23 protein-coding genes and 1 tRNA gene are annotated in these 24224 nt (G+C 66.7%); 6 read left to right on the top strand and 18 right to left on the bottom strand.

The window, feature by feature from the left end; all coding sequences use genetic code 11:
• The first annotated feature begins 50 nt into the window (after positions 1 to 50).
• Positions 51 to 1100 carry a DMT family transporter gene (locus ACSFCA_RS27380; protein WP_435461714.1) on the top strand — a complete coding sequence of 350 codons (1050 nt, stop codon included), beginning with the start codon at positions 51 to 53 and terminating at the stop codon, positions 1098 to 1100.
• 54 nt (positions 1101 to 1154) lie between these two features.
• Here the strand turns inward: ACSFCA_RS27380 and chrA are convergent, their stop codons facing one another.
• The 6 genes from chrA to tolB all read right to left on the bottom strand — a co-directional run bounded on the left by chrA (position 1155) and on the right by tolB (position 6258).
• Complete coding sequence (chrA, locus tag ACSFCA_RS27375) at positions 1155 to 2525, bottom strand: chromate efflux transporter (protein WP_435461713.1); 1371 nt, start codon at positions 2523 to 2525, stop codon at positions 1155 to 1157.
• A gap of 216 nt (positions 2526 to 2741) precedes the next feature.
• Positions 2742 to 2817 (bottom strand) — tRNA-Lys (locus ACSFCA_RS27370).
• A gap of 53 nt (positions 2818 to 2870) precedes the next feature.
• Positions 2871 to 3719: a tRNA threonylcarbamoyladenosine dehydratase gene (locus ACSFCA_RS27365; RefSeq protein ID WP_435461712.1), complete on the bottom strand. Its 849-nt coding sequence runs from the start codon at positions 3717 to 3719 to the stop codon at positions 2871 to 2873.
• Between the two features lie 19 nt (positions 3720 to 3738).
• On the bottom strand, positions 3739 to 4488 hold the full coding sequence (gene ybgF, locus ACSFCA_RS27360; protein WP_093054675.1) for a tol-pal system protein YbgF: 750 nt from the start codon (positions 4486 to 4488) through the stop codon (positions 3739 to 3741).
• Complete coding sequence (gene pal, locus ACSFCA_RS27355) at positions 4488 to 5003, bottom strand: peptidoglycan-associated lipoprotein Pal (RefSeq protein WP_258355104.1); 516 nt, start codon at positions 5001 to 5003, stop codon at positions 4488 to 4490. Before pal ends, ybgF begins: the two co-directional genes overlap by 1 nt.
• A 28-nt stretch (positions 5004 to 5031) precedes the next feature.
• Complete coding sequence (tolB, locus tag ACSFCA_RS27350; RefSeq protein WP_218132221.1) at positions 5032 to 6258, bottom strand: Tol-Pal system beta propeller repeat protein TolB; 1227 nt, start codon at positions 6256 to 6258, stop codon at positions 5032 to 5034.
• 254 nt (positions 6259 to 6512) lie between these two features.
• On the opposite strand from tolB, the gene msbA reads away from it, so the two are divergent.
• Positions 6513 to 8297, top strand: coding sequence for a lipid A export permease/ATP-binding protein MsbA (gene msbA, locus ACSFCA_RS27345; RefSeq protein WP_093054669.1), 1785 nt, complete (start codon positions 6513 to 6515; stop codon positions 8295 to 8297).
• Between the two features lie 3 nt (positions 8298 to 8300).
• Here msbA and rng read toward each other — a convergent pair whose 3' ends face one another.
• The 9 genes from rng to ACSFCA_RS27300 all read right to left on the bottom strand — a co-directional run bounded on the left by rng (position 8301) and on the right by ACSFCA_RS27300 (position 15910).
• Positions 8301 to 9827: a ribonuclease G gene (gene rng, locus ACSFCA_RS27340; protein WP_435461711.1), complete on the bottom strand. Its 1527-nt coding sequence runs from the start codon at positions 9825 to 9827 to the stop codon at positions 8301 to 8303.
• Between the two features lie 7 nt (positions 9828 to 9834).
• Positions 9835 to 10437 carry a Maf family protein gene (locus tag ACSFCA_RS27335; protein WP_435461710.1) on the bottom strand — a complete coding sequence of 201 codons (603 nt, stop codon included), beginning with the start codon at positions 10435 to 10437 and terminating at the stop codon, positions 9835 to 9837.
• A gap of 3 nt (positions 10438 to 10440) precedes the next feature.
• Positions 10441 to 11145 (bottom strand): phytanoyl-CoA dioxygenase family protein, encoded by a 705-nt coding sequence (locus tag ACSFCA_RS27330; RefSeq protein ID WP_435461709.1) that lies wholly within the window; start codon positions 11143 to 11145, stop codon positions 10441 to 10443.
• Entirely contained in the window at positions 11142 to 11609 is a 468-nt protein-coding gene (gene rlmH, locus ACSFCA_RS27325; protein ID WP_042579728.1) for a 23S rRNA (pseudouridine(1915)-N(3))-methyltransferase RlmH, read from the bottom strand. Before rlmH ends, ACSFCA_RS27330 begins: the two co-directional genes overlap by 4 nt.
• Positions 11606 to 12268 (bottom strand): ribosome silencing factor, encoded by a 663-nt coding sequence (gene rsfS, locus ACSFCA_RS27320; RefSeq protein ID WP_258355108.1) that lies wholly within the window; start codon positions 12266 to 12268, stop codon positions 11606 to 11608. Before rsfS ends, rlmH begins: the two co-directional genes overlap by 4 nt.
• Complete coding sequence (gene nadD, locus ACSFCA_RS27315) at positions 12268 to 12900, bottom strand: nicotinate-nucleotide adenylyltransferase (RefSeq protein ID WP_258355109.1); 633 nt, start codon at positions 12898 to 12900, stop codon at positions 12268 to 12270. Before nadD ends, rsfS begins: the two co-directional genes overlap by 1 nt.
• A complete protein-coding gene (gene hemF / locus ACSFCA_RS27310) occupies positions 12897 to 13823 on the bottom strand; it encodes an oxygen-dependent coproporphyrinogen oxidase (RefSeq protein ID WP_435461708.1) in 927 nt (308 codons plus the stop codon). Before hemF ends, nadD begins: the two co-directional genes overlap by 4 nt.
• Positions 13823 to 15121, bottom strand: a complete 1299-nt coding sequence (gene purD / locus ACSFCA_RS27305; RefSeq protein ID WP_435461707.1) for a phosphoribosylamine--glycine ligase — start codon at positions 15119 to 15121, stop codon at positions 13823 to 13825. The genes hemF and purD overlap by 1 nt, the downstream gene beginning before the upstream one ends.
• Positions 15122 to 15184: 63 nt before the next feature.
• Positions 15185 to 15910 (bottom strand): YebC/PmpR family DNA-binding transcriptional regulator, encoded by a 726-nt coding sequence (locus ACSFCA_RS27300; protein ID WP_258355111.1) that lies wholly within the window; start codon positions 15908 to 15910, stop codon positions 15185 to 15187.
• A 118-nt stretch (positions 15911 to 16028) separates the two neighbouring features.
• Here ACSFCA_RS27300 and ACSFCA_RS27295 point away from each other — a divergent pair, with 118 nt between their 5' ends.
• Genes ACSFCA_RS27295 through ACSFCA_RS27280 form a run of 4 tightly spaced genes read left to right on the top strand, consistent with a single transcriptional unit; the run spans position 16029 to position 19440 of the window.
• Positions 16029 to 16817, top strand: a complete 789-nt coding sequence (locus ACSFCA_RS27295) for a class I SAM-dependent methyltransferase (protein WP_435461706.1) — start codon at positions 16029 to 16031, stop codon at positions 16815 to 16817.
• 2 nt (positions 16818 to 16819) lie between these two features.
• Positions 16820 to 17857: a chorismate transformation FkbO/Hyg5 family protein gene (locus tag ACSFCA_RS27290; RefSeq protein WP_435461705.1), complete on the top strand. Its 1038-nt coding sequence runs from the start codon at positions 16820 to 16822 to the stop codon at positions 17855 to 17857.
• A gap of 42 nt (positions 17858 to 17899) precedes the next feature.
• The gene (locus tag ACSFCA_RS27285; RefSeq protein ID WP_258355114.1) at positions 17900 to 18697 is read left to right on the top strand and encodes a lysophospholipid acyltransferase family protein; all 798 of its coding nucleotides are present in this window, start codon (positions 17900 to 17902) and stop codon (positions 18695 to 18697) included.
• Entirely contained in the window at positions 18664 to 19440 is a 777-nt protein-coding gene (locus tag ACSFCA_RS27280) for a glycosyltransferase family 2 protein (protein ID WP_435461704.1), read from the top strand. The genes ACSFCA_RS27285 and ACSFCA_RS27280 overlap by 34 nt, the downstream gene beginning before the upstream one ends.
• A 174-nt stretch (positions 19441 to 19614) precedes the next feature.
• Here ACSFCA_RS27280 and ACSFCA_RS27275 read toward each other — a convergent pair whose 3' ends face one another.
• From ACSFCA_RS27275 to macA, 3 genes are read right to left on the bottom strand one after another with little or no spacing between them, the layout of a single operon-like run.
• Complete coding sequence (locus ACSFCA_RS27275) at positions 19615 to 21000, bottom strand: efflux transporter outer membrane subunit (protein WP_435461703.1); 1386 nt, start codon at positions 20998 to 21000, stop codon at positions 19615 to 19617.
• Positions 20993 to 22984, bottom strand: a complete 1992-nt coding sequence (gene macB / locus ACSFCA_RS27270) for a macrolide ABC transporter ATP-binding protein/permease MacB (RefSeq protein ID WP_435461702.1) — start codon at positions 22982 to 22984, stop codon at positions 20993 to 20995. Before macB ends, ACSFCA_RS27275 begins: the two co-directional genes overlap by 8 nt.
• The gene (gene macA / locus ACSFCA_RS27265) at positions 22981 to 24147 is read right to left on the bottom strand and encodes a macrolide transporter subunit MacA (protein WP_435461701.1); all 1167 of its coding nucleotides are present in this window, start codon (positions 24145 to 24147) and stop codon (positions 22981 to 22983) included. Before macA ends, macB begins: the two co-directional genes overlap by 4 nt.
• Between the last annotated feature and the right edge of the window lie 77 nt (positions 24148 to 24224).

Genomic DNA, 24224 nt, shown 5'->3' with positions numbered 1-24224 from the left:
TTTCATTTGAGAATTGCGAATTGCGCAACGGCTCTTGAAGGACTGAAGACGTGCCCCTCTTCCATCTCCCGGCATTGCGCGGCGGCCTGCTGGCCCTCGCGGCCGCGGCGCTCTTCGGCATCAGCACGCCACTGGTTCAGCGCGCGGGCGCGGGACTCGGCGCCTTCACCACCGCCGCCCTGCTCTACGCCGGCGCCGCGTTCATGGGCGCGTGGCTGCGCCAGCCGGTGGAGCGCGAAGCGGCGCTGCGCCGCGCCGACCTGAAGCGGCTGTCGTGGATGGCTCTGTTCGGCGCCGTCATCGGCCCCGTGGCTCTCGCCTGGGGCCTGCAGCACACCAGCGGCACCAGCGCCTCGCTCATGCTCGCGCTCGAAGCGCTGTTCACCGCGGTGCTGGCGCGCACGCTCTACCGCGAGGTGATGGACCGCCGGGTGTGGAGCGCGATGCTGCTGTTGCTCGCAGGCGGCATGGTGCTGGTGATCGACCGGGGCCTGAGCGGTGGCGTGCAACTGCTGGGCCTGCTTGCGGTGCTGGCAGCCACGGCTGCCTGGGGCATCGACAACACGCTGTCGCGCGCGCTGGCCGAGCGCGATCCCGGTCAGGTAGTGCTCGGCAAGTCGCTGCTGGGCGCGGGCGCGACCGCCCTGCTCGCAATTGCGACCGGCGAACCGCTGCCCGGCTGGACCGCGGCCCTGGCGCTACTCGCCATCGGTGCCAGCGGCTACGGGCTCAGCCTGCGGCTCTACCTGCTGGCGCAGCGTGCTTTCGGCGCGGCGCGCACGGGCTCGGTGTTCGCCTTCGCACCGTTCATCGGCGCAGTGGTCGCCCTCGCGCTGGGGGACCGTGCCTTGAGCTGGGGCATGGCGACCGGCGGATTGCTGATGCTCGCCGGGGTGGCCTTGCACCTGGCCGAATCCCACGGCCATGCGCACGACCACGAGCCGCTCGACCATGAGCACGCGCACCGGCACGACGACGGGCATCACGACCATACACACGACCCGATGCCGGTGGGCGAGCACAGCCACCCGCACCACCACGCACCGCTGCACCACACGCATGCGCACGTGCCGGACGCGCACCACGCGCATCCGCACTGAAGAAGAACCCTCAGGCTCGATGAAGCGCAAGACCAGCCGGCCGCGCGCAACTCCTCAGCGCAGCCCGGGCACCAGGGTCGCCAGCAGCCCGACGGCCGCGCAGGCGCCGAGCAGCGGCATCACGCCGACCTTGAAGCGAAAGAGCGCCACGACCGCCGCCACCGCGATGACCGCGGACAGCGCGTCGAAGCGCCCACCGAAACCCTGCGGCCACAGCACGTGGTACGCGAAGAACAGCGCGAGGTTCAGGATCACGCCGACCACCGCGGCCGTGACGGCCGACAGCGGCGCGGTGAACCCGAGCTTGCCGTGCGTGGCCTCGATCAGCGGCCCACCCGCGAGGATGAAAATGAACGACGGCAGGAAGGTGAAGAAGGTCACCACCGTGGCCGCCAACACCCCGCCGATGAACAACGCGCCCGGCCCCGCGACCTGCTGCAGCCAGCCGCCCACGAAGCCGACGAAGGCCACCACCATGATCAGCGGCCCGGGCGTGGTCTCGCCGAGCGCCAGGCCGTCGATCATCTGCGTGCCGTTGAGCCAGTGGTAGTGCTCGACCGCCCCCTGGTACACATAGGGCAGCACGGCGTAGGCGCCGCCGAAGGTCAGCAGCGCAGCCTTGGTGAAGAACCAGCCCATCTGCGCCAGCGCACTCTGCCAGCCCTGCGTGGCCACGAGCACGCCCATCGCCACGGCCCACAGGCCGAGTCCCACTGCCAGCACTTTGACAAGGCGGCCGCGCGTGAAGCGGGCATGCACAGGGGGCGGTGTGTCGTCGTCGATCAGCGCCGGTCCGTAGCCCTGATTGGCGCTGCCATGGCCACCGCCCAGTGCAAATACGCCTGGCGCCCAGCGCGCGCCGAAATGGCCGATCAGCGCGGCCCCGATCACGATCGCCGGGAACGGCGTGTCGAAAGCGAAGATGGCCACGAAGGCCGCGGCCGCAATGCCCCACATCCACCGATTCTTCAGCGCACGCGTGCCGATGCGATGGGCCGCGTGCAGCACCAGCGCGGTGACGGCCGGCTTGATGCCGTAGAAGATGCCGGCCACCGCGGGCACGTTGCCGTAGGCCATGTAGATCCAGGACAGCGCGATCAGGATGAACAGCGACGGCAGCACGAACAGCGCACCAGCGACGATGCCGCCCCAGGTGCGGTGCATCAGCCAGCCGATGTAGGTGGCCAGCTGCTGGGCCTCGGGGCCGGGCAGCAGCATGCAGTAGTTGAGCGCGTGCAGAAAGCGCTTCTCGCTGATCCAGCGCCGGCGCTCGACCAGCTCGGTGTGCATGATCGCGATCTGCCCGGCAGGACCGCCGAAGCTGATGAAGCCGAGCTTGAGCCAGAAGCGGAATGCTTCGGCGAAGGAGACGGGCTGGATTGGCGCGGAATGCGCAGGAGAGGAGTCGGGCAGTACGGTGTCCACGGATAGCTCCGTTATGAATCGCCAGCGCTTGGACGGGACACCGTCTTACTTTGCAGACCGGGAGGCTGTTTCCCCGGGACGGAAATCGTAGCAGACCCATCGGCTTCCTGATCGGGATCGACATCTTGATCCTCTATGAGCACCTGAACGGTCTGGCTTGATCGCGCGCAGAAAAAATCCCCGCGTGCACAAGGCAGGCGGGGATTCTTGAAAGTTTGGTAGGACGTACTGGATTCGAACCAGTGACCAACGGATTAAAAGTCCGCTGCTCTACCAACTGAGCTAACGTCCCAAACCATTTTTTATTCTTGCTCTTGCCGACGTTGAATCCGGCAAAGCCAAAGATTATAGCGCGACGTTTGACGCGATTTTGTCGAGCACCCAACCTGCAGCACATTGACCGAAGGTTGCCGTCACGCTCACCACCGAGCCGTAGCCGTGGCAGTTGAGCGAACCGTCGCCTTCGATGGCACAAGACGCATCCGGCGGCGCTACGCTTTCGCGGCTGAAGACGCAGGCAACGCCGATCTTGCGGCCTTCACGCGGGGCGCCGTGCTCCTTGCGCAGGCGCTGGCGCAACTGCGCAAGCAGCGGGTCGTGCGTAACGAGCGACAGATCGTCGATGTCGACCTTGTGCGCCTGCCGCTTGCCACCCGCCGCACCTACCGTGACGAACGCCGTGCGCGACGATGCACGCGCCCATGCCGCCATGGCCACCTTGGCCTTCACCTGGTCGCAGGCATCGATGACGGCCGTTGGCAGTCCGTTCGCGGCCTGCGCCGCGTCGAGCAGCGAGAGCCAGTTGCCGGGCTCGACGAACTCGTCGATCGCCTGCACCTTGCACTCGGAGTTGATCTGCGCAATGCGGTCGCGCATGGCTTCGACTTTGGCCTGCCCCACGGTCGCATCGAGTGCGTGGATCTGGCGGTTGATGTTCGACTCCGACACGTGGTCCAGGTCGATCATGGTCAGCCGCCCCACCCCGCTGCGCGCCAGCGCCTCGACCGCCCATGAGCCCACGCCGCCGATGCCGACGACCAGCACGTGCGCGTTGCGGATGCCCGCGGCACCGGCCACGCCGTACAACCGCTCGAGCCCGCCGAAGCGGCGCGCAAAGTCAGGCGCCGCGGTGTCGGTGACGACATCCGCGGCGGCAGGAGGGATGGTGAACGCGGCAGTGATGATGGCGCTCAAGCGGAAGACTCCGCCCGCATCAACGCAGGCGCGAGAGGCGCTCGCGGCCGGCCTGTGCGGCTTCGGACTGCGGGTAGGCCTTGGTCAGGTCTTCCAGCGTGCGGCGCGCGGCGCGCGTGTCCTTCAGCTCGATCTGGCAGTTCGCGATCGACAGCACGGCCTCGGGGGCCTTGGCATGGTCTGGCGCGAGCGAGAGCATGGAGCGGAAGTTCGCGATGGCCTCGTTGTAGTTGCGCGTGGCGTACTGCGCATTGCCGAGCCAGAACAGCGCCGAGGCGTTGTAGCCGCTTTGCGGGTAGCGCTTGACGAACTCGGCAAACGCGGTCTGCGCCTGCGCGAACTGGCCCGAGCGGAACACACCGAGGGCGGCGTCGAAGTCGGCCTTTTCCTTGGGATCGGCGGTGAACTCGCGGCCGTCCACCGACACCTTCGAAGGCTCGCTCTGCTTGAGCTTGTCGTCGATGGTGGTCTGGCGAGACTGCATCTCGCTCACAGTGCGGGTGAGCTGCTCGTTCTGGCCGGTCATGCGCGCCAGGTCGCCACGCATCTGTTCGATCTGGTTCTGCAGGTCGAGCAGGCTGCGGCGAAGCTGGCCGTTCTCGTCGGTCAGCCGCTGGTCGGTCTGCTGGCGCATGGCCTCGACGCGCTGGCGCAGGTCGAGAATGGCGCGGCGAGCCTCGTCATCCTCGAACAGTGCAGCCTGCGACCCCATCGAGACGCAGAGCAAGGCGGCAGCCAGCGCCGCGCCTCGCAGCATGGCGCGTGGCATCACCGGGTGTAGCGGATTTCGGCGCGGCGGTTCTGCGCCCACACTTCTTCACCCGAGCCCGTGACGGCAGGCTTTTCCTTGCCGAAGCTCACGGCCTCGATCTGGCTGTCGCTCACGCCCAGCAGGGTCAGCGCGCGACGCACGGCTTCGGAACGCTTCTGGCCGAGTGCAAGGTTGTACTCGCGGCCGCCACGTTCGTCGGTGTGGCCTTCGATCGAGACGCGGCGTTGCGGGTTGGCCTTGAGGAACCTGGCGTGGCCGTCGATCAGCGACTGGAACTCGGGCTTGACCGTGTAGCTGTCGTAGTCGAAATACACGATGCGCTCGACGCCAATCGGACCTTGCGCGGTGCCCGCGGTCGGATCGATGGTGACAGGTGCCACGTTGCTGGCGCCTTGCTGGCCGCCGGCCGAGCCGGAACGATCGGTCACCGGCGTTTCGTTGAGCTTGGTGCCCGACGAGCAGCCGGCGATGAGAGCCACGATGGCCAGCGAATAAATCGTACGTTTCAACATATTTTCAAACTCCTCAAATAAACCTTGGTCATTGCTTTTGAAACGGACCCCAGTCCGGTTCTCTGATGTCTCCCGCCTGTCCCGCCAGTCGTGCCTTTATTTTTCCATCGAGCGTGGTCGTCATCAGGGCTTCGCGGCCTTGCAGTTGCGTTGCATAGACGATCAGCTTGCTGTTCGGGGCAAAACTTGGACTTTCGTCCGCGGAGGTGTCGGTGATTGCGCTGACGTTGCCGGTTGCCAACTCCATCACGTGGAGTTTGAAGGCACCGCCCACTCGGGAGATGTAGGCCAACCACCGGCCATCGCCGCTGACAGACGGAGAAATGTTGTAGGTGCCGCTGAAGGTCACCCGCGTCGGGTTGCCGCCGCCGGCGCTCATCTTGTAGATCTGGGGCGCACCACCGCGGTCGCTCACGAAATAGATGGTGCCGCCGTCAGCCGAGTACACCGGCTCGGTGTCGATGCTGGAGCTTTGCGTCAGGCGGCGCGGTTCGCCGCCGCTGGCCGGAATGGAAAACAGCTGCGAGCCGCCATCGCGGCTGAGCGTGACGGCGAGCGAGTTGCCGTCAGGCGCCCAGGCCGGCGCGCTGTTGGAGCCCTTGAAGTTCGCAAGTAGCCGGCGCTGGCCGGTGGCCACGTTGTGCACGTACACGACAGGCTTGCGCGACTCGAAGGACACATACGCCAGCTGTTGCCCGTTGGACGACCAGCAGGGCGAGATGATGGGTTCGGGGCTGGCGAGCGCGGCCTGGGCGTTCTCGCCGTCGGCGTCTGCCACCCACAGCGAGTAGCGGCTGCCGCCCTTGGTGACGTAGGCGATGCGGGTCGAGAAGATGCCCTTTTCGCCGGTCAGCTTCTCGTACACGTAGTCGGCAATGCGGTGCGAAGCAAGGCGCAGGTCACCTTGCGGCACGGTGTAGCTCAGGCCGCCCAGGTCCTGCCCCTTCACCACGTCCCAGAGGCGGAAGCGCACGTCGAAGCGGCCGTCGGCCAGCCGGTTGACGCTGCCCACCACGAGCGAATCGGCCGTGCGCTGGCGCCACAGCGACAGGTCGGGGCGCGAGGCCTCGTCCAGCGCCTGGCCCGAGGCATCGACGCCACGGAACTGGCCGCTGCGTTCCAGATCGGCCTGGACGATGTCCGAGATCTTCTGGGGCGAGCCTTCCTGGCCCTTGAAAGGAACGAGCGCAATCGGCAGCTGCGTGAGCCCGACGCCCGACACCTCGACCCGGAACTGGGCCAGTGCAGGAAGCATGGGAGTGGCAGCGAGAGCCGCGATGAGCGTGCGGCGTGCAAATAACGATGAAGAAGGAGTTGGAATTAGAGTTGGCAACGGCTTGTTCATGCGGTTCGGAGAGGTTTCCGGGTAAAAAGTTCTCCCCGGCTGTAACGGGCCACATGTTACACACTGGCTTGAAGCCGCCGTCACAAAACGTTTATCCGGCGACGCGGTCCTACAGAAGCACCTGCGGAAGGCCCTGAATAAGGGCCCCCGTAGAATCCGCCGCCATGCAAGCACCCCCCGGCGGCGAGAACGTACGCCCTCCCCTGATGCGCCGTATGGCGCGACTCATGACCTGGTTTGGCGGCTCCCGCCAATGGTGGGCCCTCGGACTGAGCGGAGCGATGCTGGCAGCAATCACCGAACCGCTGATGGCCGCCCTGCTGAAGCCCCTGCTCGACCGGGGCTTCACGCGCGGCGAGATGCCCTTGTGGTTCGTGCCCGCCGCCGTGCTGCTTCTTTTCGCAGTACGCGGCATCGCCCAGTTCATTTCCCAGTACGCGCTGTCGCGCATCGCCAACGAAGGCATGCAGAAACTGCGGCGGGTGCTGTTCGAGCGGCTGCTCGGCGCCGAACTCGCGCTGTTCGCCCGGCAATCGGCCAGCACTCTGTCGAACACGGTGGTCTACGAAGTGCAGACCGGCGCGATGCTGCTGGTGCAAGCGATTCTCGGGCTCTCGCGCGATGGCTTCACGCTGATCGCGCTGCTGGGCTATCTGGTCTACCTGAACTGGAAACTCACCCTGATCGTCGCCTTCCTGGTGCCCAGCATCTCCTGGATCATGAAGGTGTTCTCCAAGCGGCTCTACCGCCTGACCCAGCAAGGCCAGCAAGCCACCGACGAACTGGCCTACGTGGTCGAAGAAAACGTGCTCGCCCATCGAGTGGTGCGGTTGCACGGCGCGGAAGGCGCCCAGGGCCGCCGCTTCGAACAGCTGAGCCAGCGCCTGAACCGGCTGGCCGTGAAGTCGACCATCGCCCAGGCTGCCACCACGCCGCTCACGCAGATGATGGCGTCGCTCGCACTGTCGATCGTGGTGATGATCGCGCTGTGGCAAAGCGGCAAGCAGGGCTTCACGGTGGGCGGTTTCGTCGCCTACATCACGGCCATGCTGATGCTGATCGCGCCGATCCGGCGCCTCGCCGAAGTTGCCGGCCCCATCACCCGCGGCCTCGCCGCGCTGGAGCGTGGGCTGATCCTGATCGACGACGTGGCCCCGGAGTCGCAGGGCACGTTCCAGGTCGAACATGCCGAAGGACGCATCGAACTGCGCAATGTGCAGGTCAGCTACCGCGGCGAAGACGAACAGCGCGCGCTCGACGGCGTGAGCCTGACCATCGAACCCGGCCAGGTGGTGGCCTTCGTCGGCCCTTCGGGTTCGGGCAAGACCACGCTGGTCAACCTGCTGCCGCGCTTCGTGCAGCCCAGCGGCGGGCAGGTGCTGCTCGACGGACACGACACCAGCGAATGGCAATTGAAAAGCCTGCGCGCCCAGTTCGCCATGGTGAGCCAGGACGTGGTGATGCTCAATGAGACGCTGGCGGCCAACGTGGCGCTGGGCGCCGAAATCGACCGCGAGCGCGTGCTGCAATGCATCGAGGCAGCCAATCTGAGCGCGCACGTCGAAAGCCTGCCCCAGGGCCTCGACACGGTGCTCGGCCACAACGCCACGCAGCTTTCGGGCGGCCAGCGCCAGCGCCTCGCCATTGCCCGTGCGCTCTACAAGAACGCGCCCGTGCTGCTGCTCGACGAGGCCACCTCGGCGCTCGACACCGAATCCGAACGGCTGGTGCAGGACGCCCTGCAGCGCCTGATGCAGAACCGCACCACGCTGATCGTCGCCCACCGCCTGTCGACCATCCAGCATGCCGACCGGATCATCGTGATGGAGCAAGGCCGCATCGCCGAGCAAGGCAGCCACGAGCAGCTCATGGCGCTGGACGGGCTCTACGCGCGGCTGCAGACGCTGGCGGTGCGCAGCGCCCCGCCAGGACAGGACCCGACGCTTTAAGCCTTAAAGCAGCACGATGTCGTACTGCCCCTGCCCGATCGCGGGCTCGGACTGCAGCGAGATCGGCTTGCCGATGAAGTCGCTCAGTCCTGCCAAGTGCTGGCTCTCCTCATCGAGGAACAGCTCGATCACCTGCGGCGACGACACGATGCGGAACTCGCGCGGCGTGAACTGCCGCGCCTCGCGCAAAATCTCTCGCATCACGTCGTAGGCCACGCTGCGCGCGGTCTTCACGATGCCCTGGCCGCCGCACGCCGCACAAGGCTCGCACAGCATGTGCGCCAGCGATTCGCGGGTGCGCTTGCGCGTCATCTCGACCAGCCCGAGCTGCGAGAAGCCGCCGGCCGTGGTCTTCACGCGGTCGCGCGCCAGTTGCTTGCGGAACTCCGCCAGCACCTGCTCGCGGTGATCGTCGCGGCCCATGTCGATGAAGTCGACGATGATGATCCCGCCCAGGTTGCGCAGCCGCAGCTGCCGCGCAATGGCCTGTGCTGCTTCGAGGTTGGTCTTGAAGATGGTGTCGTCGAAGTTGCGTGCACCGACGAAGCCGCCGGTGTTCACGTCCACCGTGGTCAACGCCTCGGTCTGGTCGACCACCAGATACCCGCCCGACTTGAGTTCGACGCGCCGGCCCAGCGCCTTCGCGATTTCTTCATCGACCGAATACAGGTCGAAGATCGGCCGCTCGCCCTTGTAGTGCTGCAGCTTGCCCGCCGCCTTGGGCATGAATTCGAGCCCGAACTTCAGCAGCACCTCGAACTGCTCGCGCGAGTCGATGCGGATGGTCTGCGTGTCTTCGCTGGTCATGTCGCGCAGCACGCGCTGCAGCAGGCTCAGGTCCTGGTGCAGCAGCGACATCGGCGGCATGCGCATCGAGGCATCGCGGATGCGCGACCAGGTCTTGCGCAGGTAGGCAATGTCTTCGGCAAGCTCGGGGTCGGTGGATTCTTCGCCGTTGGTGCGCAGGATGAAGCCGCCGGTGTTGGCCGGCACCACGCCGCCGCTGTCGGCCGCGGCTGCGGCCTCGATCAGCGCCAGCATGCGGTTGCGCAGCGACTCGCGCTGGTCTGACGGGATCTTCTGCGACACCCCGATGTGGTTGTCCTGCGGCAAGAACACCAGCAGCCGCCCGGCAATGCTGATCTGCGTGGACAGCCGCGCGCCCTTGGTGCCGATGGGGTCCTTGATGACCTGCACCAACAGCGACTGGCCCTCGAACACCTGCTTCTCGATGGGCACCATCGGCCCGCCGTTGCGGTGGTCGCGCTCGGGCGCCGGTGCACTGGGTCGCGAACCCGGCGTGAACGGCGCCACGATGTCGGCCACGTGCAGGAAAGCGGTGCGCTCCAGGCCGATGTCGATGAAGGCCGACTGCATGCCCGGCAGCACGCGCGACACCTTGCCGAGGTAGATGTTGCCGACCAGTCCACGCTCCAGCGTTCGCTCGACGTGCAGCTCTTGCACCGCGCCGTGCTCGACCAGCGCCACACGGGTCTCCTGTGGAGACCAGTTGATCAGGATGTCTTGCATGGAATTCTCAAGTATTGAAACCGGCGTTTCGAAGCAGCCCTGCTGTCTCGAACATGGGAAGGCCCATGATGCCCGAATAGGACCCGCTGATGTGTTCGATGAACGCGGCCGCCGCGCCCTGGATGGCATAGGCCCCGGCCTTGCCCAGCGGCTCGCCGCTGCCGGCGTAGCGGGCGATCTGCGCATCGGTGATGTCCGCGAAGCGCACACGGGACACGCTGAGCGCTGCGTGACGCTGCGCGCCATGCTGCAGCGCAACGGCGGTCAGCACGCGGTGCGTAGCGCCCGAGAGCAATCGCAGCATGCGCGCCGCATCCGCCGCATCTTCGGGCTTGCCGAGGATCGTGCGGCCGAGTGCGACTGTGGTGTCGGCGCAGAGCACCGGCGCATCGGCGAGGCCGCGGCGCTGGAGTCGGGCCACCGCGGCATCGAGCTTCAGGGCCGTGACGCGCTGCACATACGTTGCAGGGGCCTCGTTGTGCAGCACGGCTTCGAGCGATTCGGCGTCTTCGTCGGCATCGGCCAGCAGCAGTTCGTGGCGCACTCCGAGTTGACCGAGCAGTTGGGCGCGACGCGGGCTCTGCGAAGCGAGGTAGATGAAGTCCGGCAAGGTTCAGTTCTCCTGGAGGGTCGGCTGCGCGCCGGCCACTGTGCGGTTCCAGACCAGTCCATGCGGCAGGCGCGCGGGTCCGAAAAGAAAGTGAAGGACGCGGCGACGGGCCGGCGATCGGGCGCGGGACGACACATGTAGCAGCAGCGGGCGCATCAGCAAGGCATCGCCGCGTGCCGCCGTGCAAGTCGTCTCGCCATGTTCGGCGCGCAAGGCCTGCGCTTCATCGCCGTCCATCCGACCGGCACGATGGCTGCCCGGCACGACGCGCAACGGCCCCGCATCCACGTCGCAGTCATCCAGATGCACCCGCACTGCGAGCAGTGATCGCAGCACCTCGACCGATGGCTGCACATAAGGCTCACCTTCCTTGATGGCGGCCGGCGTGCCGGCGCCCGAGGCGGGAATCGAGGTGTCCTGATGCAGCGCGACCAGCCAGTTCCTGTCGGCAGTCTTGTCGAAGAGCGTGCATTGCACGGCCACCGATGAAGCATCGAGCAGGCCCATGCTGACCAGCCGCGTCTTCAGTTGGACGGCCATTTCGCTGCACTGCGGCTGGGCCAGAAGGTTGCGGCTGCCTGCCGCCTGCCCCAGCCAATGATCGAGCGACTGCGCGGTTGCGTCCAGCAGATCAAACGGCAACAGCGCCGGCAGCAGCGCATGGCCCTTCTCCTCGAGCAACGCGGCCTGCCCGTCGGCGCTTGTCATTCGCGGTGGTAAGGATGACCCGCGTTGACCGACCACGCCCGGTACAGCTGCTCGACCAGCAGCACCCGCGCCATCGCGTGCGGCAGCGTCAGGTCAGACAGGCGGATGCGTTCGTGGGCCGCGGCCTTGAAGGCCGGATCGAGCCCGTCGGGCCCGCCGATGACCAGGGCGACGTCATCGCCCTCGCCCTGCCAAGCCTGCAGGCGCGCGGCAAGCGCCTTGGTGGTCAGCGCCGTGCCGCGTTCGTCGAGCGCAACGATGCGCATGCCACGCGCAATTGCGCCTTCGATGCGTTCGCGCTCCGCGGCATACAGCGTTTCGAGCGACTTGGAGCCGCGCGGCTCGGTCTTGACGGCGCGCAGCTCGAGCTTGAGCTCGGGCGGGAAGCGCTTGGCGTAGTCGTCCCAGGCAGTCTGTGCCCAATCGGGCATGCGCTGCCCGACGGCGACCACCAGCAGCTTCATGCGCGGCGGGCTGGCGCCTTCCTGGCAGCCGTCGTCGTCTTCTTCGCAGCGGGCTTCTTGGCGGCAGGCTTGCCGACGACCTTGACGGGCACGCGTGCGGTGGTGGTCTTCCTGGCGGGCGCCTTCTTGGCAGCGGTTTTCTTGGCCGGTGCCTTCGCAGCCTTGGCTTCTTGTTCCGCCGCGCGGATCGCGGTCTTGGCGGCGCTGGAGCGGCGCAGCGTCGGCGTCTTGGCGGCCGGCTTCTTCTCTTCGGTGCCGACCTTCGATGCGGTGGCAACCGCGGGCTTGACACCGCCGAGCTTGGCGCGCACCGGCTTGTCGCCCCAGATCTCTTCGAGGTGGTAGTACTGGCGGATGGCGGGCTGCATGATGTGCGCCACAGCCGCGCCGCAATCCACGATGATCCACTCGCCGTTGTCTTCGCCCTCGATGCGCGGCTTGCCGAAACCGGCTTCGCGCACCGCATCGCGCACGCTGGCGGCCAGCGCCTTCGTCTGGCGGTTGGAGGTGCCCGACGCCACGATCACGCGCTCGAACAGCGGCGAAAGATGTTCTGTGTCGAATACCTGAATGTCCTGCGCCTTGACGTCTTCGAGACCATCGATGATGGCTCGCTGGAGTTTCTGGGTGTCTTTCTTGGCGGCGGCTTCAGTGGTCATCAGGCAGAGCGGTAGAGGTGGTGTTGGTCAATATAGCGTGCAACCGTGGGCGGAACCAGCGAGGAAATGTCCACGCCAAGCTCTGCGCGCCGCCGAATCTCGGTGGCGCTGTTGTTCATAGGTGGCAGTTCGAGCGCCTCGAAACGCGCGCCAGCCGGGAGGCCGGGCAGCATTTTCGGATCAAAACGAGCAGCGTTGCTCGTCGATAGTGCGCGATACGCTACAGAAACGATAGCAATGCCGAGTATATCCTGCCAGCCGTGCCAAGTCGGCAACGCGCTCGCCTGGTCGGCGCCCATGATCAGAACCAGCTGTGCGCCGGGCTGCTCGCGCTGCAGTTCGTGCAGGGTGTCGAGCGTGTAGGTGGGCCCGTCGCGCAGCACTTCGCGGCTGTCGATGACGACGGTGCCCTTCAGGTCAGCGAAGGCCAGCCGCGTCATCTCGAGGCGGTCTTCCTTCGGCGTGAGCGCCCTGCTCTTGTGCCAGGCCTGACCCGTGGGAATGACGTGCAGTTCGGCAAGATCGAGTTGCGCCAGCGCGGCTTCGGCTAGCGCGACGTGGGCGTTGTGCGGCGGATCGAATGCGCCGCCGAAAATGCCGATGCGACGCACCGCAGTGCCGGAGCGGTTCACAACCAGTCGCGCCGCACGATGAAGTCGCTGTAGAGCGCGGCTTCGGGGCTGCCCGGCTCGGGCTGCTGCTGGTAGGCCCAGCTGGCCAGCGGCGGCATCGACAGCAGGATTGATTCGGTGCGTCCACCCGACTGAAGGCCGAAGTGCGTGCCGCGGTCCCACACGAGGTTGAACTCGACATAGCGGCCGCGCCGATAGAGCTGGAAGTTGCGTTCGCGCTCCGTGTAAGGCGTGGCGCGGCGGCGCTCGACGATCGGCAGATACGCCGGCAAAAAGCCATCGCCCACCGAGCGGATCAGCGCGAAGCCGTTCTCGAAACCGCCTTCGGAAAAATCATCGAAGAAGATGCCACCGATGCCACGCTGCTCGCCGCGATGCTTCAGGAAGAAATACTCGTCGCACCAGGTCTTGAAGCGCGGGTACTTGTCGTCGCCGAAGGGTGCAAGCGCATCGCGGCACGTGGTGTGGAAGTGCACCGCATCTTCCTCGAAGCCGTAGCACGGCGTGAGGTCCATGCCACCGCCGAACCAGCAGACCGGCTCGCCTCCTGCACCTTCTTTGGGCAGCGCAGCCAGCATGCGCACGTTCATATGGACGATGGGCACGTAGGGGTTGCGCGGATGGAACACCAGCGACACGCCCATTGCCTCGAAAGGCGCCCCCGCCAGCTCAGGCCGGTTTTGCGTGGCCGAGGGCGGCAGCTTCGGCCCCCGCACCTGCGAGAAGCCGCAGCCCGCGCGCTCGAACAGTTCACCGCCTTCGTGGATGCAGGTCAGCCCATGGCCCTGCAGCGGCTCGCCGGGCGCCTTTTGCCAGGCGTCTCGCACGCAGATGCCGCCGTCGGCCTTCTCGACCGCCGCGATGATCGACTGCTGCAGTCCGCGCAGGTACTCGCTGACCGCTGCCGGGTTGGTTTGCTGCATCAAGCGCTGTGAGTGTTGCGCGCGTGAAGCGCGCGGAATCCGATGTCCTTGCGGTATTGCGCGCCGTCGAAGTTGACGCGCGCCGCAACCTCGTAGGCCCGCTGCTGCGCCTGCTTCACGCTGTCGGCCAGCACGGTCACGCAGAGCACGCGGCCGCCGCTGGTCTTGAGCTCGCCGTTTTCCAGCGTAGTGCCGGCGTGGAACACCACGGCATCGGGCGCCTCGGCCGGAATGCCGGTGATGCGGTCGCCCTTGCGCGGCGACAGCGGGTAGCCGTGCGCGGCCATCACCACGCCCAGCGCCACGCGGCGGTCCCACTGCAGCTCGACCTGGTCGAGCGTGCCGTCGGTGGCGTGCCAGAACACCTCGAACAGGTCGGACTTCAGACGCATCATGATCGGCTGCGTCTCGGGGTCGCCCATGCGGCAGTTGAATTCGAGCGTCTTGGGATGGCCCGTGGCGTCGATCATCAGGCCGGCGTAGAGGAAGCCGGTGAATGGAATGCCGTCCTTTTCCATACCGCGGATGGTCGGCAGGATGATTTCGCGCATGGCGCGCGCATGCACTTCGGCCGTGACCACCGGTGCGGGCGAATACGCGCCCATGCCGCCGGTGTTGGGGCCTTCGTCGTTGTCGAGCAGGCGCTTGTGGTCCTGGCTGGTGGCCAGCGCGGTCACGTTCTTGCCGTCGCACAGCACGATGAAGCTGGCTTCTTCGCCCTGCAGGAACTCTTCGATGACGACGCGCGCGCCGCCTTCGTTGTGCGACACACCGAACTTGTTGTCGACCAGCATGAAGTCGACGGCCTCGTGCGCTTCCTCCGCGGTCATGGCGACCACCACGCCCTTGCCAGCCGCCAGGCCGTCGGCCTTGACGACGATGGGCGCGCCCTTGGCGTCGATGTACGCGTGCGCCGCTGCGGCGTCAGTGAAAGCCTCGTACTCGGCGGTCGGAATCTTGTGACGCTTCATGAAGGCCTTGGAGAAGGCCTTCGAGCTTTCGAGCTGCGCGGCTGCCTGCGTGGGGCCGAAGATACGCAGGCCGTGTGCGCGGAACTCGTCCACCACACCGGCAGCCAGCGGCGCCTCAGGGCCGACCACGGTCAGCGCGATCTTTTCCTTCATCGCCCATTCGCGCAGCGCGGCGGGCTCGGTGATGTCGACGCAGTCGTAGCGCTCGTCGGCTGCGGTGCCGCCGTTGCCCGGCGCCACGTACACGCGGCTCACCCGGGCAGCCTGTGCCAGCCGCCATGCCAGAGCGTGTTCACGGCCCCCTCCCCCAATTACCAGTACCTTCATTCGCGGGCCTTCATTTCTCGCTGTGATTCAACTAACAACATTCATTCGCCATCGCTCGCCGGATCACTCGGACAGCGAGGCGTTGTGATAAACGTCCTGCACGTCGTCCAGGTCCTCGAGCACGTCGAGCAACTTCTGCATTCTTGCGGCGTCTTCGCCAGTCACGTCTACCGTGTTTTCGGCGCGCATGGTGACTTCGGCGGCGTCGGGCTTCAGGCCCGCGGCTTCGAGCGCGTTCTTCACGGTTTCGAAGTCGGCGACGGCAGTGATCACCTCGATGGCGCCGTCGTCGTCGGTAACGACGTCTTCGGCGCCCGCTTCGAGCGCCACTTCCATCACCTTGTCTTCATTGGTGCCCGGCGCAAAGATGAACTGGCCGCAGTGCTTGAACTGGAAGGCCACGGAGCCCTCGGTGCCCATGTTGCCGCCGTGCTTGGAGAAGGCGTGGCGTACTTCGGCCACGGTGCGCACGCGGTTGTCGGTCATGGTGTCGACGATGATCGCCGCGCCACCGATGCCGTACCCTTCGTAACGAATTTCTTCGTAATTGACGCCTTCGAGGTTGCCCGTCGCCTTGTCGATGTTGCGCTTGATGGTGTCGATGGGCAGGTTCACCGCCTTGGCCTTTTCCACCGCCAGCCGCAGCCGGGGGTTGGAGCCCAGATCGGCGCCGCCGGCGCGGGCGGCCACTGTGATTTCACGGATGGCGCGGGTCCAGAGCTTGCCCCGCTTCTCGTCCTGGCGGCCCTTCCGGTGCTGAATATTCGCCCACTTGCTATGTCCGGCCATGGCTTTCTATCTCGCTGTCCTGTGTTTTCTGAGCAGGCTCCGAGTTTACTGTCCGGCGCACACAACGCCCGCCCTGGGGCCCGGAATTCGGGCCGGGGCTTTTGGTGATAATCGTTCGATGACGCCATCGCCTTCCGTCGGGCCCGGGAATCCTGACATCCTGCCGCCGCACGCCCCTTTGCCGCTGTACTACAAGACCGAGGCCGAGCATCAGGCGTTCCTGCTGCGCATCTTCGACAGCACTGCCGTGGACTACGACCGCATCGAGAGCGTGCTGGCCTTCGGCACCGGCCCCTCATACCGCCGTGCTGCGCTGCGGGAAGCCGGCCTCTCGGCGGGCATGCAGGTGCTGGACGTGGGCATCGGCACCGGGCTCGTGGCCCGCGAGGCGCTGAAACTCATCGGCTCCACCGGCCAGCTCGTGGGCATCGACCCCAGCCCCGGCATGTTGGGCCAAGTCAAGCTTCCCGGTGTCGAGCTTGTGCGCGGCGTGGCCGAAGCCCTGCCCCGACCCGATGCCAGCAGCGACTTCGTGAGCATGGGCTACGCCATGCGCCATATCAGCGACGTGGCGGCCGCCTTCAGCGAGTTCCATCGCGTGTTGCGCCCCGGCGGACGCGTGGCGGTGCTCGAAATCACCAAGCCCGAGGGCCGCATCGCAACCGCGCTGCTCAAGGGCTACATGCGTGCCGTGGTGCCGCTGATCGCCCGCGTGGTCGGTCGCCAACGCAACACCTCGGAACTGTGGCGCTATTACTGGGACACGATCGAGGCCTGCATTCCGCCCGAGCGGGTGATGCAGGCGCTGGCCGACGCGGGTTTTCGCGACGTGCGCCGGCATGCGAGCCTCGGCGTTTTCTCTGCCTACACCGCCATCAAACCCGAACACCCCGTCGAGGCCAGCTGACAGTGCGAGCTCAGGACGAAACCCTTTCTTCCCATCTGCGCGTCGAGCGCCTGTCGCTGCCGGCCAGCCTTGCGCTGGCTGTTGACGGCAAGGCGCCCTTCGCGGCGCTCGGCTACGGCACGCCGCACGGCGTGGCCTGGATGCCGACGGTCAACGCGCGCGTGCTGTCGGCCAACGGCGCCATGGCCGATGTGTGGCACGTGAGCGGCCCGCAGCACGTCAAGTCGGGCACCACCGGCATCGCGCGCTGGCGCACCGACGGGCACTGGCTGCTCGGCGCCATCGATCTCGACGAAGCCACCGAAAAGCAGGGCCTCGCCGAACTCGCGCACCGCGCCTACCGCGACCTGTTCAAGACGCTCGACCAGGCCGGCACGCCGCACCTGCAGCGCATCTGGAACTACCTGCCGCAGATCAACGCCGACGGCGGCGGGCTGGAGCGCTACCGCCAGTTCAATCTCGGCCGGCAGGAAGCGTTTCTCGAAGCCGGCCGCGCCGCCTTCGAAGGCGCGCCCGCGGCCTGCGCCCTAGGCATCCACCAGGGCGCTTTGTCGATCCGCTTCCTGGCCGGCCAGCAGGCGCCGCTGCCGGTCGAAAACCCGCGGCAGGTTTCGGCCTACCGCTATCCCGAAACCTACGGCCCGCGCTCGCCGACCTTCTCGCGCGCCGCGCTGGCGGACATCGGCGACGGCAACATCGCCCTCTTCATCTCCGGCACGGCGAGCATCGTCGGCCACGAAACCGTGCACCACGGCGACGTGCTCGAGCAAACTCGTGAAACGCTGCGCAACCTGCAGGCGGTGATCGACGCAGCCAACGAACGCGGCACCGCGAAGTTCTCGCTGGCCGAGCTCGATTGCGTGGTCTACGTGCGTCACCCGTCGGACACCGAAGCGGTGCGCAGCATCATCGAAGGCACGCTCGGCGCCAACGCTCCGATGGCGCGCCACGCGGTGTATCTCGAAGCCGACATCTGCCGCAGCGACCTGCTGGTCGAGATCGAGGCCCACACGGTCGCGGCCGGCCAGCTACGGGCATGACCGGTCGTTGTCCGACCGAGCCTTGCCCGATTGACTGATTCAATGACTCGCGTGCTGCGAATTCTCATGTCGATTCCGCTCGCGTTGATGCTCTACGCGCTGCTGCTGTTCCTGGGCCTGATCTCGCTGGTCTGGAACGTCGTCGCCATGCTGATCCACCCGGTGATGCCGGCGGCACCCGCGCGAGTGCTGGGCCGCACGACCATCGCCTTCGCCTACCGCATGTTCTGGTGGCTGGCGTCGGTGACCGGCATGATGCGCATCGACGCCACCTGCCTCGACCCGATGCGCAAGGAGCCCGGCGTGATCTTCGTGGCCAACCACCCGACCATGCTCGACGCGCTGCTGCTGGTGGCGCGGCTGCCGCGCAGCGCCTGCATCATGAAGGCTGACCTGATGGGCAACATCTTCCTGGGCGCGGGCGCCCGGCTGGCGCGCTACATCAGCAACAAGTCTGCCCGCACGATGGTGCGCCTTGCCGTGAACGATCTACGCAACGGCGGCCAGCTGGTGATCTTTCCCGAGGGTACGCGCACGGTGACGCCGCCGCTCAACCCGTTTCGCCCCGGTACGACGCTGATCGCCAAGCTGGCGCAGGCGCCCATACAAACGGTGTTCATCGACACCGACTCGCCCTACCTCGCCAAGGGCTGGCCGCTGTGGCGCGTGCCGCCGCTGCCCATCGTCTTCACCCTGCGGATCGGCAAGCGCTTCTCGCCCACGCAGGACAGCGACGTGCTGCAGGCCGAGCTCGAACAATACTTCCGACAAAACCTGGAGCAGCGCGCCACCGACGCGTCCCCCGAATGCCAGACGCCTCGCGCACCCACCTTGTCCTGATCCCCAGCTACAACACTGGCGAGCGCCTGTTCTCGACCGTCGCCGCTGCGCGCGCGCAGTGGAACCCGGTGTGGGTGGTTGTCGACGGCAGCGACGACGGCACGGGCGAGCGGCTGCAGCAGATGGCGGCCGGCGACCCGGGCCTGCGCGTGTGGGTGCTGCAGCAGAACCAGGGTAAGGGTTCGGCCGTGCTGCACGGCCTGCGCGCCGCCAGGGAAGCTGGTTTCACCCATGCGCTGACGATGGATTCCGACGGGCAGCATCCGGCGGACCTGATCCCCGAGTTCATGAAAGCTTCGCTGGCCCGCCCCGAGACGATGGTGCTCGGACGGCCAGTGTTCGATGCCAGCGCACCGCTGCTGCGCGTGCGCGGTCGGCGTGTATCTAACGGATGGACGCAGCTCGAAACGCTGTTCGCCGGCGTGGGCGATTCGCTCTACGGCTTTCGCGTGTATCCGGTGACGAACCTGATCGCCGTCATGGAGCGGCAGCCCTGGATGCGGCGCTTCGACTTCGACACCGAGGCTGTCGTGCGGCTGGCCTGGCGCGGCGTCAAGCCGGTGAACATCGATGCGCCAGTGAAGTACCTGACGGCGGAGGAAGGCGGGGTTTCGCACTTCCGCTATGGGCGCGACAACGTGCTGCTTACGTGGATGCACGCGCGGCTGATGGTGGAGTTCGTGTTGCGGCTGCCTGGGCTGGTGTTTCGCAAGCTGGCGAAGAAGGCGCCGTTTCAGGATTGATCTGGGCAACGATGAGATGAGCCGGTGGCATTGATGCCGCTGCCCTCACCCCAGCCCTCTCCCGCCTACGGGAGAGGGAGTAGTACCCACAGCCGCGCCCCGTCTTGTCCCCTCTCCCGCTTGCGGGAGAGGGCTAGGGTGAGGGCGCTGTGCCGCCGATGAAGCGCGGAGGCCCTACAGCGCGACAGCAGCCCCGCCCAACGCCTTGTACAGCGTCATCGTCGCATTGAGCTGATTCAACTGGTTCTGGGCCAGCGAAACCTCGGCCGTGCGGCGCCGATCCTTCGCATCCAGCACCGGCTGCAGCGCGGTCGCTCCGGCGCGGTAGCGCACCTCCGACAACCGCTCCGCGCGTTGCGCCTCCTGCAGCGCCAGCACCAGCTTCTCGCTCTCGTCGCGCAGTTGCGTGCGCGACGACAACGCGTTCTCGACCTCTGACAACGCCGTGTAGAGCGACTGCCGAAAACCCAGCACCGCCTCTTCATACTGCGTCTGCGACACGGCCACGGTAAGCCGGGCGGTGTTCCATTGCAGGAACGGCAGCGCCAGCCCGGCACCGAGCGTAGCCACAGGGTTCTTCAACAGCTCTCCCAACGCGGTACTCGACGTGCCCAGCGACCCCGTCAGGCTCAGCGCCGGATAGAACCCTGTGCGCGTGGCGTCGACGTTCGCCAGTGCACCGCGCAACCGCTGCTCGGCGGCGCGCAGGTCGGGGCGTCGGCCCAGCAGACTCGCGGGCACGCCAGCATCGATGACTGGCAAGGCGATGTCGGGCAACTGCGCGGGCTCGACGGCCATCGACTCCGGCGGCTGGTCGAACAGAATCGCCAGCGCATTGCGCGCCTCCACTCGCTGCTGAAGCAACTGCGTATGCGCCGCCTCCTGTGTCGCGAGACTCTGGCCCGCCTGCGCCACATCCAGCCCCGACACAGCGCCTGCCGCGTACTTCACGCGCACCAGCGCAAGGATGCGCCGGCCGTCTTCCATGCCCGCTTCGCTGAGTGCGATGCGCTGGTTCAGGTAGCCGGTCTGCCAGTAGAGCCCTGCCGTGGTGCCGACAAGCGTCAGCGCCGTGGCCTGGCGGTCGGATTCGGTGGCCTTCAGTTCCCAATCGGCGGCGCTGCGCTGCGCCAAGAGCCGGCCCCACAGGTCGAGCTCATAGCTCAGCGTCACCAGCGAGCTCGACGCGGAACCTGCCACGCCGCCGCGCTTCAGGTCGTAGCTGCGGCTGGTGCTGGCCTGCCCCACCACGCTGGGCGTGAGGTTGGTATTCGCCAAACCAGCCTGCAATTGCGCGCGCTGCACGCGAATGCCCGCTGCGGCCAGGTCGTTGTTGGTGCGCAGCGCGTTGTCGATCAGCCGGTCGAGCTGCGGATCGTTGAACGCCGTCCACCAGTTCGCGGACAGCATCCCAGCCGCGCTCCCCGCGCCGGACGACTGCTGCCAGCCCTGCGGCACTTCCAATGGCCGCTGCACCCGTTGCTCAGGCTGGAACAAGGTGCACCCGCCAAGCACCAGCACTGCGACAGCCACCGCGGAAAGAACACGCGTCCTACTCACGAGCCAGCGCCTCGATCGGGTCCAGCCGCGCCGCGTTGCGCGCTGGCAGATAGCCGAACAGCACGCCGATCAGCGACGCGCACAAGAACGCCGTCACCACGGCGCCCAGCGAAAAGATCATTTGCCATTGCTTGACGAAAAGCGAAAACAGAAAGCTGATGCCGTACGACAGCGTCACGCCGATCAACCCGCCCACCAGGCACACCAGCACAGCCTCGGTCAGGAACTGCTGCAGCACGTCGCTCTGGCGCGCGCCCACCGCCATGCGAATGCCGATCTCGCGGGTGCGCTCGGTCACCGACACCAGCATGATGTTCATCACGCCGATGCCGCCCACCACCAGCGAGATCACGGCAATGAACGACAGCAGCAGCGTGAGCGACTGGCTGGTGCGCTCGGCTGTCTTCACGATGCTGTCCATGTTGAATGTGAAGAAATCCTTGCTGCCGTGGCGCAGCGTGAGCAGCTTGACCACGCTGTCTTCGGCGGCCTTGGTCGGCTGGTCGTCGCGGATCCGCACCGTGATGTTGTCGAAGTGCTGCTGCCCGAAGAGCCGGCTCGCGCCCGTGCTGTAGGGCAGCCAGATGTTGAGCGACTTGTTCTCGCCGAACATGCTCTTCTTTTCCTGCGACACGCCGATCACCGTGCACGGCAGGTTGCCCACCAGGATGATCTTGCCCACCGCCTCGGCGCCGTTAGGGAACAGCTTGCGCCGCGTGTTCTGGTCGATCACCACCACCTGCGACTGGTGGCGCACGTCGCTGGCCGTAAAGGCTGCGCCGCTGACCATCTGGATGTCGCGCACGCGAAAGAAACTGTCGCTCACGCCGTTCACCGTGCCGTTGATGTCGACGCTGCGGTAGCGCAGGCGCAGGCTGCGCGAGGTCGAGGGCGTCACGCTGTGCACATAGGGCTGCGCCGCGAGCGCGTCGAGGTCGGACGGTATCAGCGTGCGGATGCTCGAGGCCTTGTCGTCGCCGAAGTCGCGGCCCGGGTACACGTCGAGCGTGTTGGTGCCGATGGCCCGGATGTCCGACAGCACGAAGCGCTTGGCGCCCTCCCCGATGGCCACGATCGACACCACCGAGGTAATGCCGATGACGATTCCCAGCATGGTGAGCGCCGTGCGCATGCGGTGCGCCATCATCGAGCGCCAGGCCATGCGGAAGGCTTCGGCAAAGCGGGCCCAGCCGGTGCTGAAGCGTGCGATGCCGAGCCGGGGCTTCGTCATCGCATCGGGAATTGGCGCGTCGGGCTGCACGGCTTGCGCCGGCGCCGCCACCGTGGGCACGTTGGGCCGGTCGCCCACGATCACGCCGTCGGCGATCTCGATGATGCGTTCGGTGCAGCTCGCCACCTGCATGTCGTGCGTCACGATGATGATCGTGTGCCCTTGCGCATGCAGCTCTCGCAGGATGCCGATCACCTCCTGGCCGCTGCGGCTGTCCAGCGCACCGGTCGGTTCGTCGGCCAGGATCACCTGTCCGCCGTTCATCAACGCACGCGCGATGCTCACACGCTGCTGCTGGCCGCCCGAGAGCTGGCTCGGCCGATGCTCGGTGCGGTCGCCAAGACCCAGACGCACCAGCAGCTGGCGCGCACGCGTGTCGCGCGCCTCGCCGTCGGTGCCGGCGTACACGGCGGGCACCTCGACGTTGCCGGTCGCCGTCAGGTGCGGCATCAGGTGGTAGCGCTGGAAGATGAAGCCGAAGTGCTCGCGCCGCAGTTGGGCAAGTGCGTCGCTGTCGAGCGTGCCCACGTCCTGGCCCGAGACAACGTAGGTGCCGGTACTCGGCCGGTCGAGGCAACCGAGGATGTTCATCAGCGTCGACTTGCCCGAGCCCGAGGCGCCGACGATGGCCAGCATTTCGCCGTTGCCGATGTCGAGGTTGACTTCTTTCAGCACCTGCACTTCCTGCTCGCCCGAGGGAAAGCTGCGGCCGATGCCGCGAAGAGTCAGCAGCGGCTGCTTTTCATCTGTCATGGGCGCTTGCCCCGTCCGCCGCCGCCGTCTCCGCTTTCGCCCCGCTCCAGAACAGCCGAGGCATCGCCCGTGATGACGTTGTCGCCCTCTTTCAAACCTTCGAGCACCTGTGCCTGGAAGTTGTTGGAGATGCCCACGCGCACCTGCCGTTTTTCCACGGTCTGGTCGGCCTTGAGCACGCGCACTTCCTGGCGGCCGTCCTTGTCGCGCGGACCCAGCGCGGTCAGCGGCACGGTCAGCGCCTGCTTGGCCTCGCCCAGCAGGATGGCCACCTGCGCCGTCATGTCTACGCGCAAGGTGCGATCAGGGTTGGGCACGTCGAACAGGGCGTTGAAGAACACGGCGTTGTTGATCTTCTCTGGCGAAGGCTGCACCGCGCGCAGCGTGCCGTGGTAGCGCTTGTCGGGGTCGCCGAGGATGGTGAAGTACACCGGCTGCCCCGGCTTCACGCGCACCACGTCGGCCTCGGACACCTGTGCCTTCACGGTCATGGTCGACAGGTCGGCCAGTTTCATCAGCGTGGGCACCTGGAAGGCTGCGACCACGGTCTGGCCTTCGAGCGTGCTGATGGAAACCACGTCGCCGTCGATGGGCGCAACGATGCGCGTGTACGAGAGATTCGTCTGCGCCGAGGCCACGGCCAGTTTCTGCTGACGGATCTGCGCTTCGAGCGACACCAGGTCGGCACGCAGCGCGCGCAGTTCGGCGTCGGCGCTTTCCATGTCCTGCTTGGCGGCCGCGTCCTGTGCGAGCATTTCCTGCTGCCGCGTCCATGTGAGCTGGGCCTGCCTGACGCGCACTTCCTTCGCGAGCTTCTGCGCCTGCAGGTTGTCGAGCTTGGCCTGCTCCTGCGCGAAGGTGTTCTGCGAGATGACTGGGTCGATCTCGGCGAGCCAGTCGCCCTTCTTCACAGTCTGGCCCAGCACCACCTTCAGCGACTTGAGCTGGCCGCTGACCTGGGCTCCCACCTCGACCTGCTTGAGCGCCTGCAGCACGCCGGTGGCGAGCACCGCGTTTTCGAGGTCGGTGCGCTGCACCGTGGCGGTGAGGTATTCGGCCTTCTTGCCCGGGCTGAGCCAGAAAGAGGCGACGACCGCCAGCACGACGAGAACGGCAATGCCGATGACTAGTTTGCGTGATCGCCTGGGTTGTGTAGTGGGCATGCGGGGGAAATCAGGAAGGCGCTGCGCGGCGAGTCGGCTGCGCGGAAGGGGCACGGAACCGCGAGGTCCGGCGTCAT

Source organism: Variovorax multivorans, from assembly GCF_051216835.1.
GTDB lineage: Bacteria > Pseudomonadota > Gammaproteobacteria > Burkholderiales > Burkholderiaceae_C > Variovorax.
This window is presented reverse-complemented; position numbering and strand designations above follow the sequence as displayed.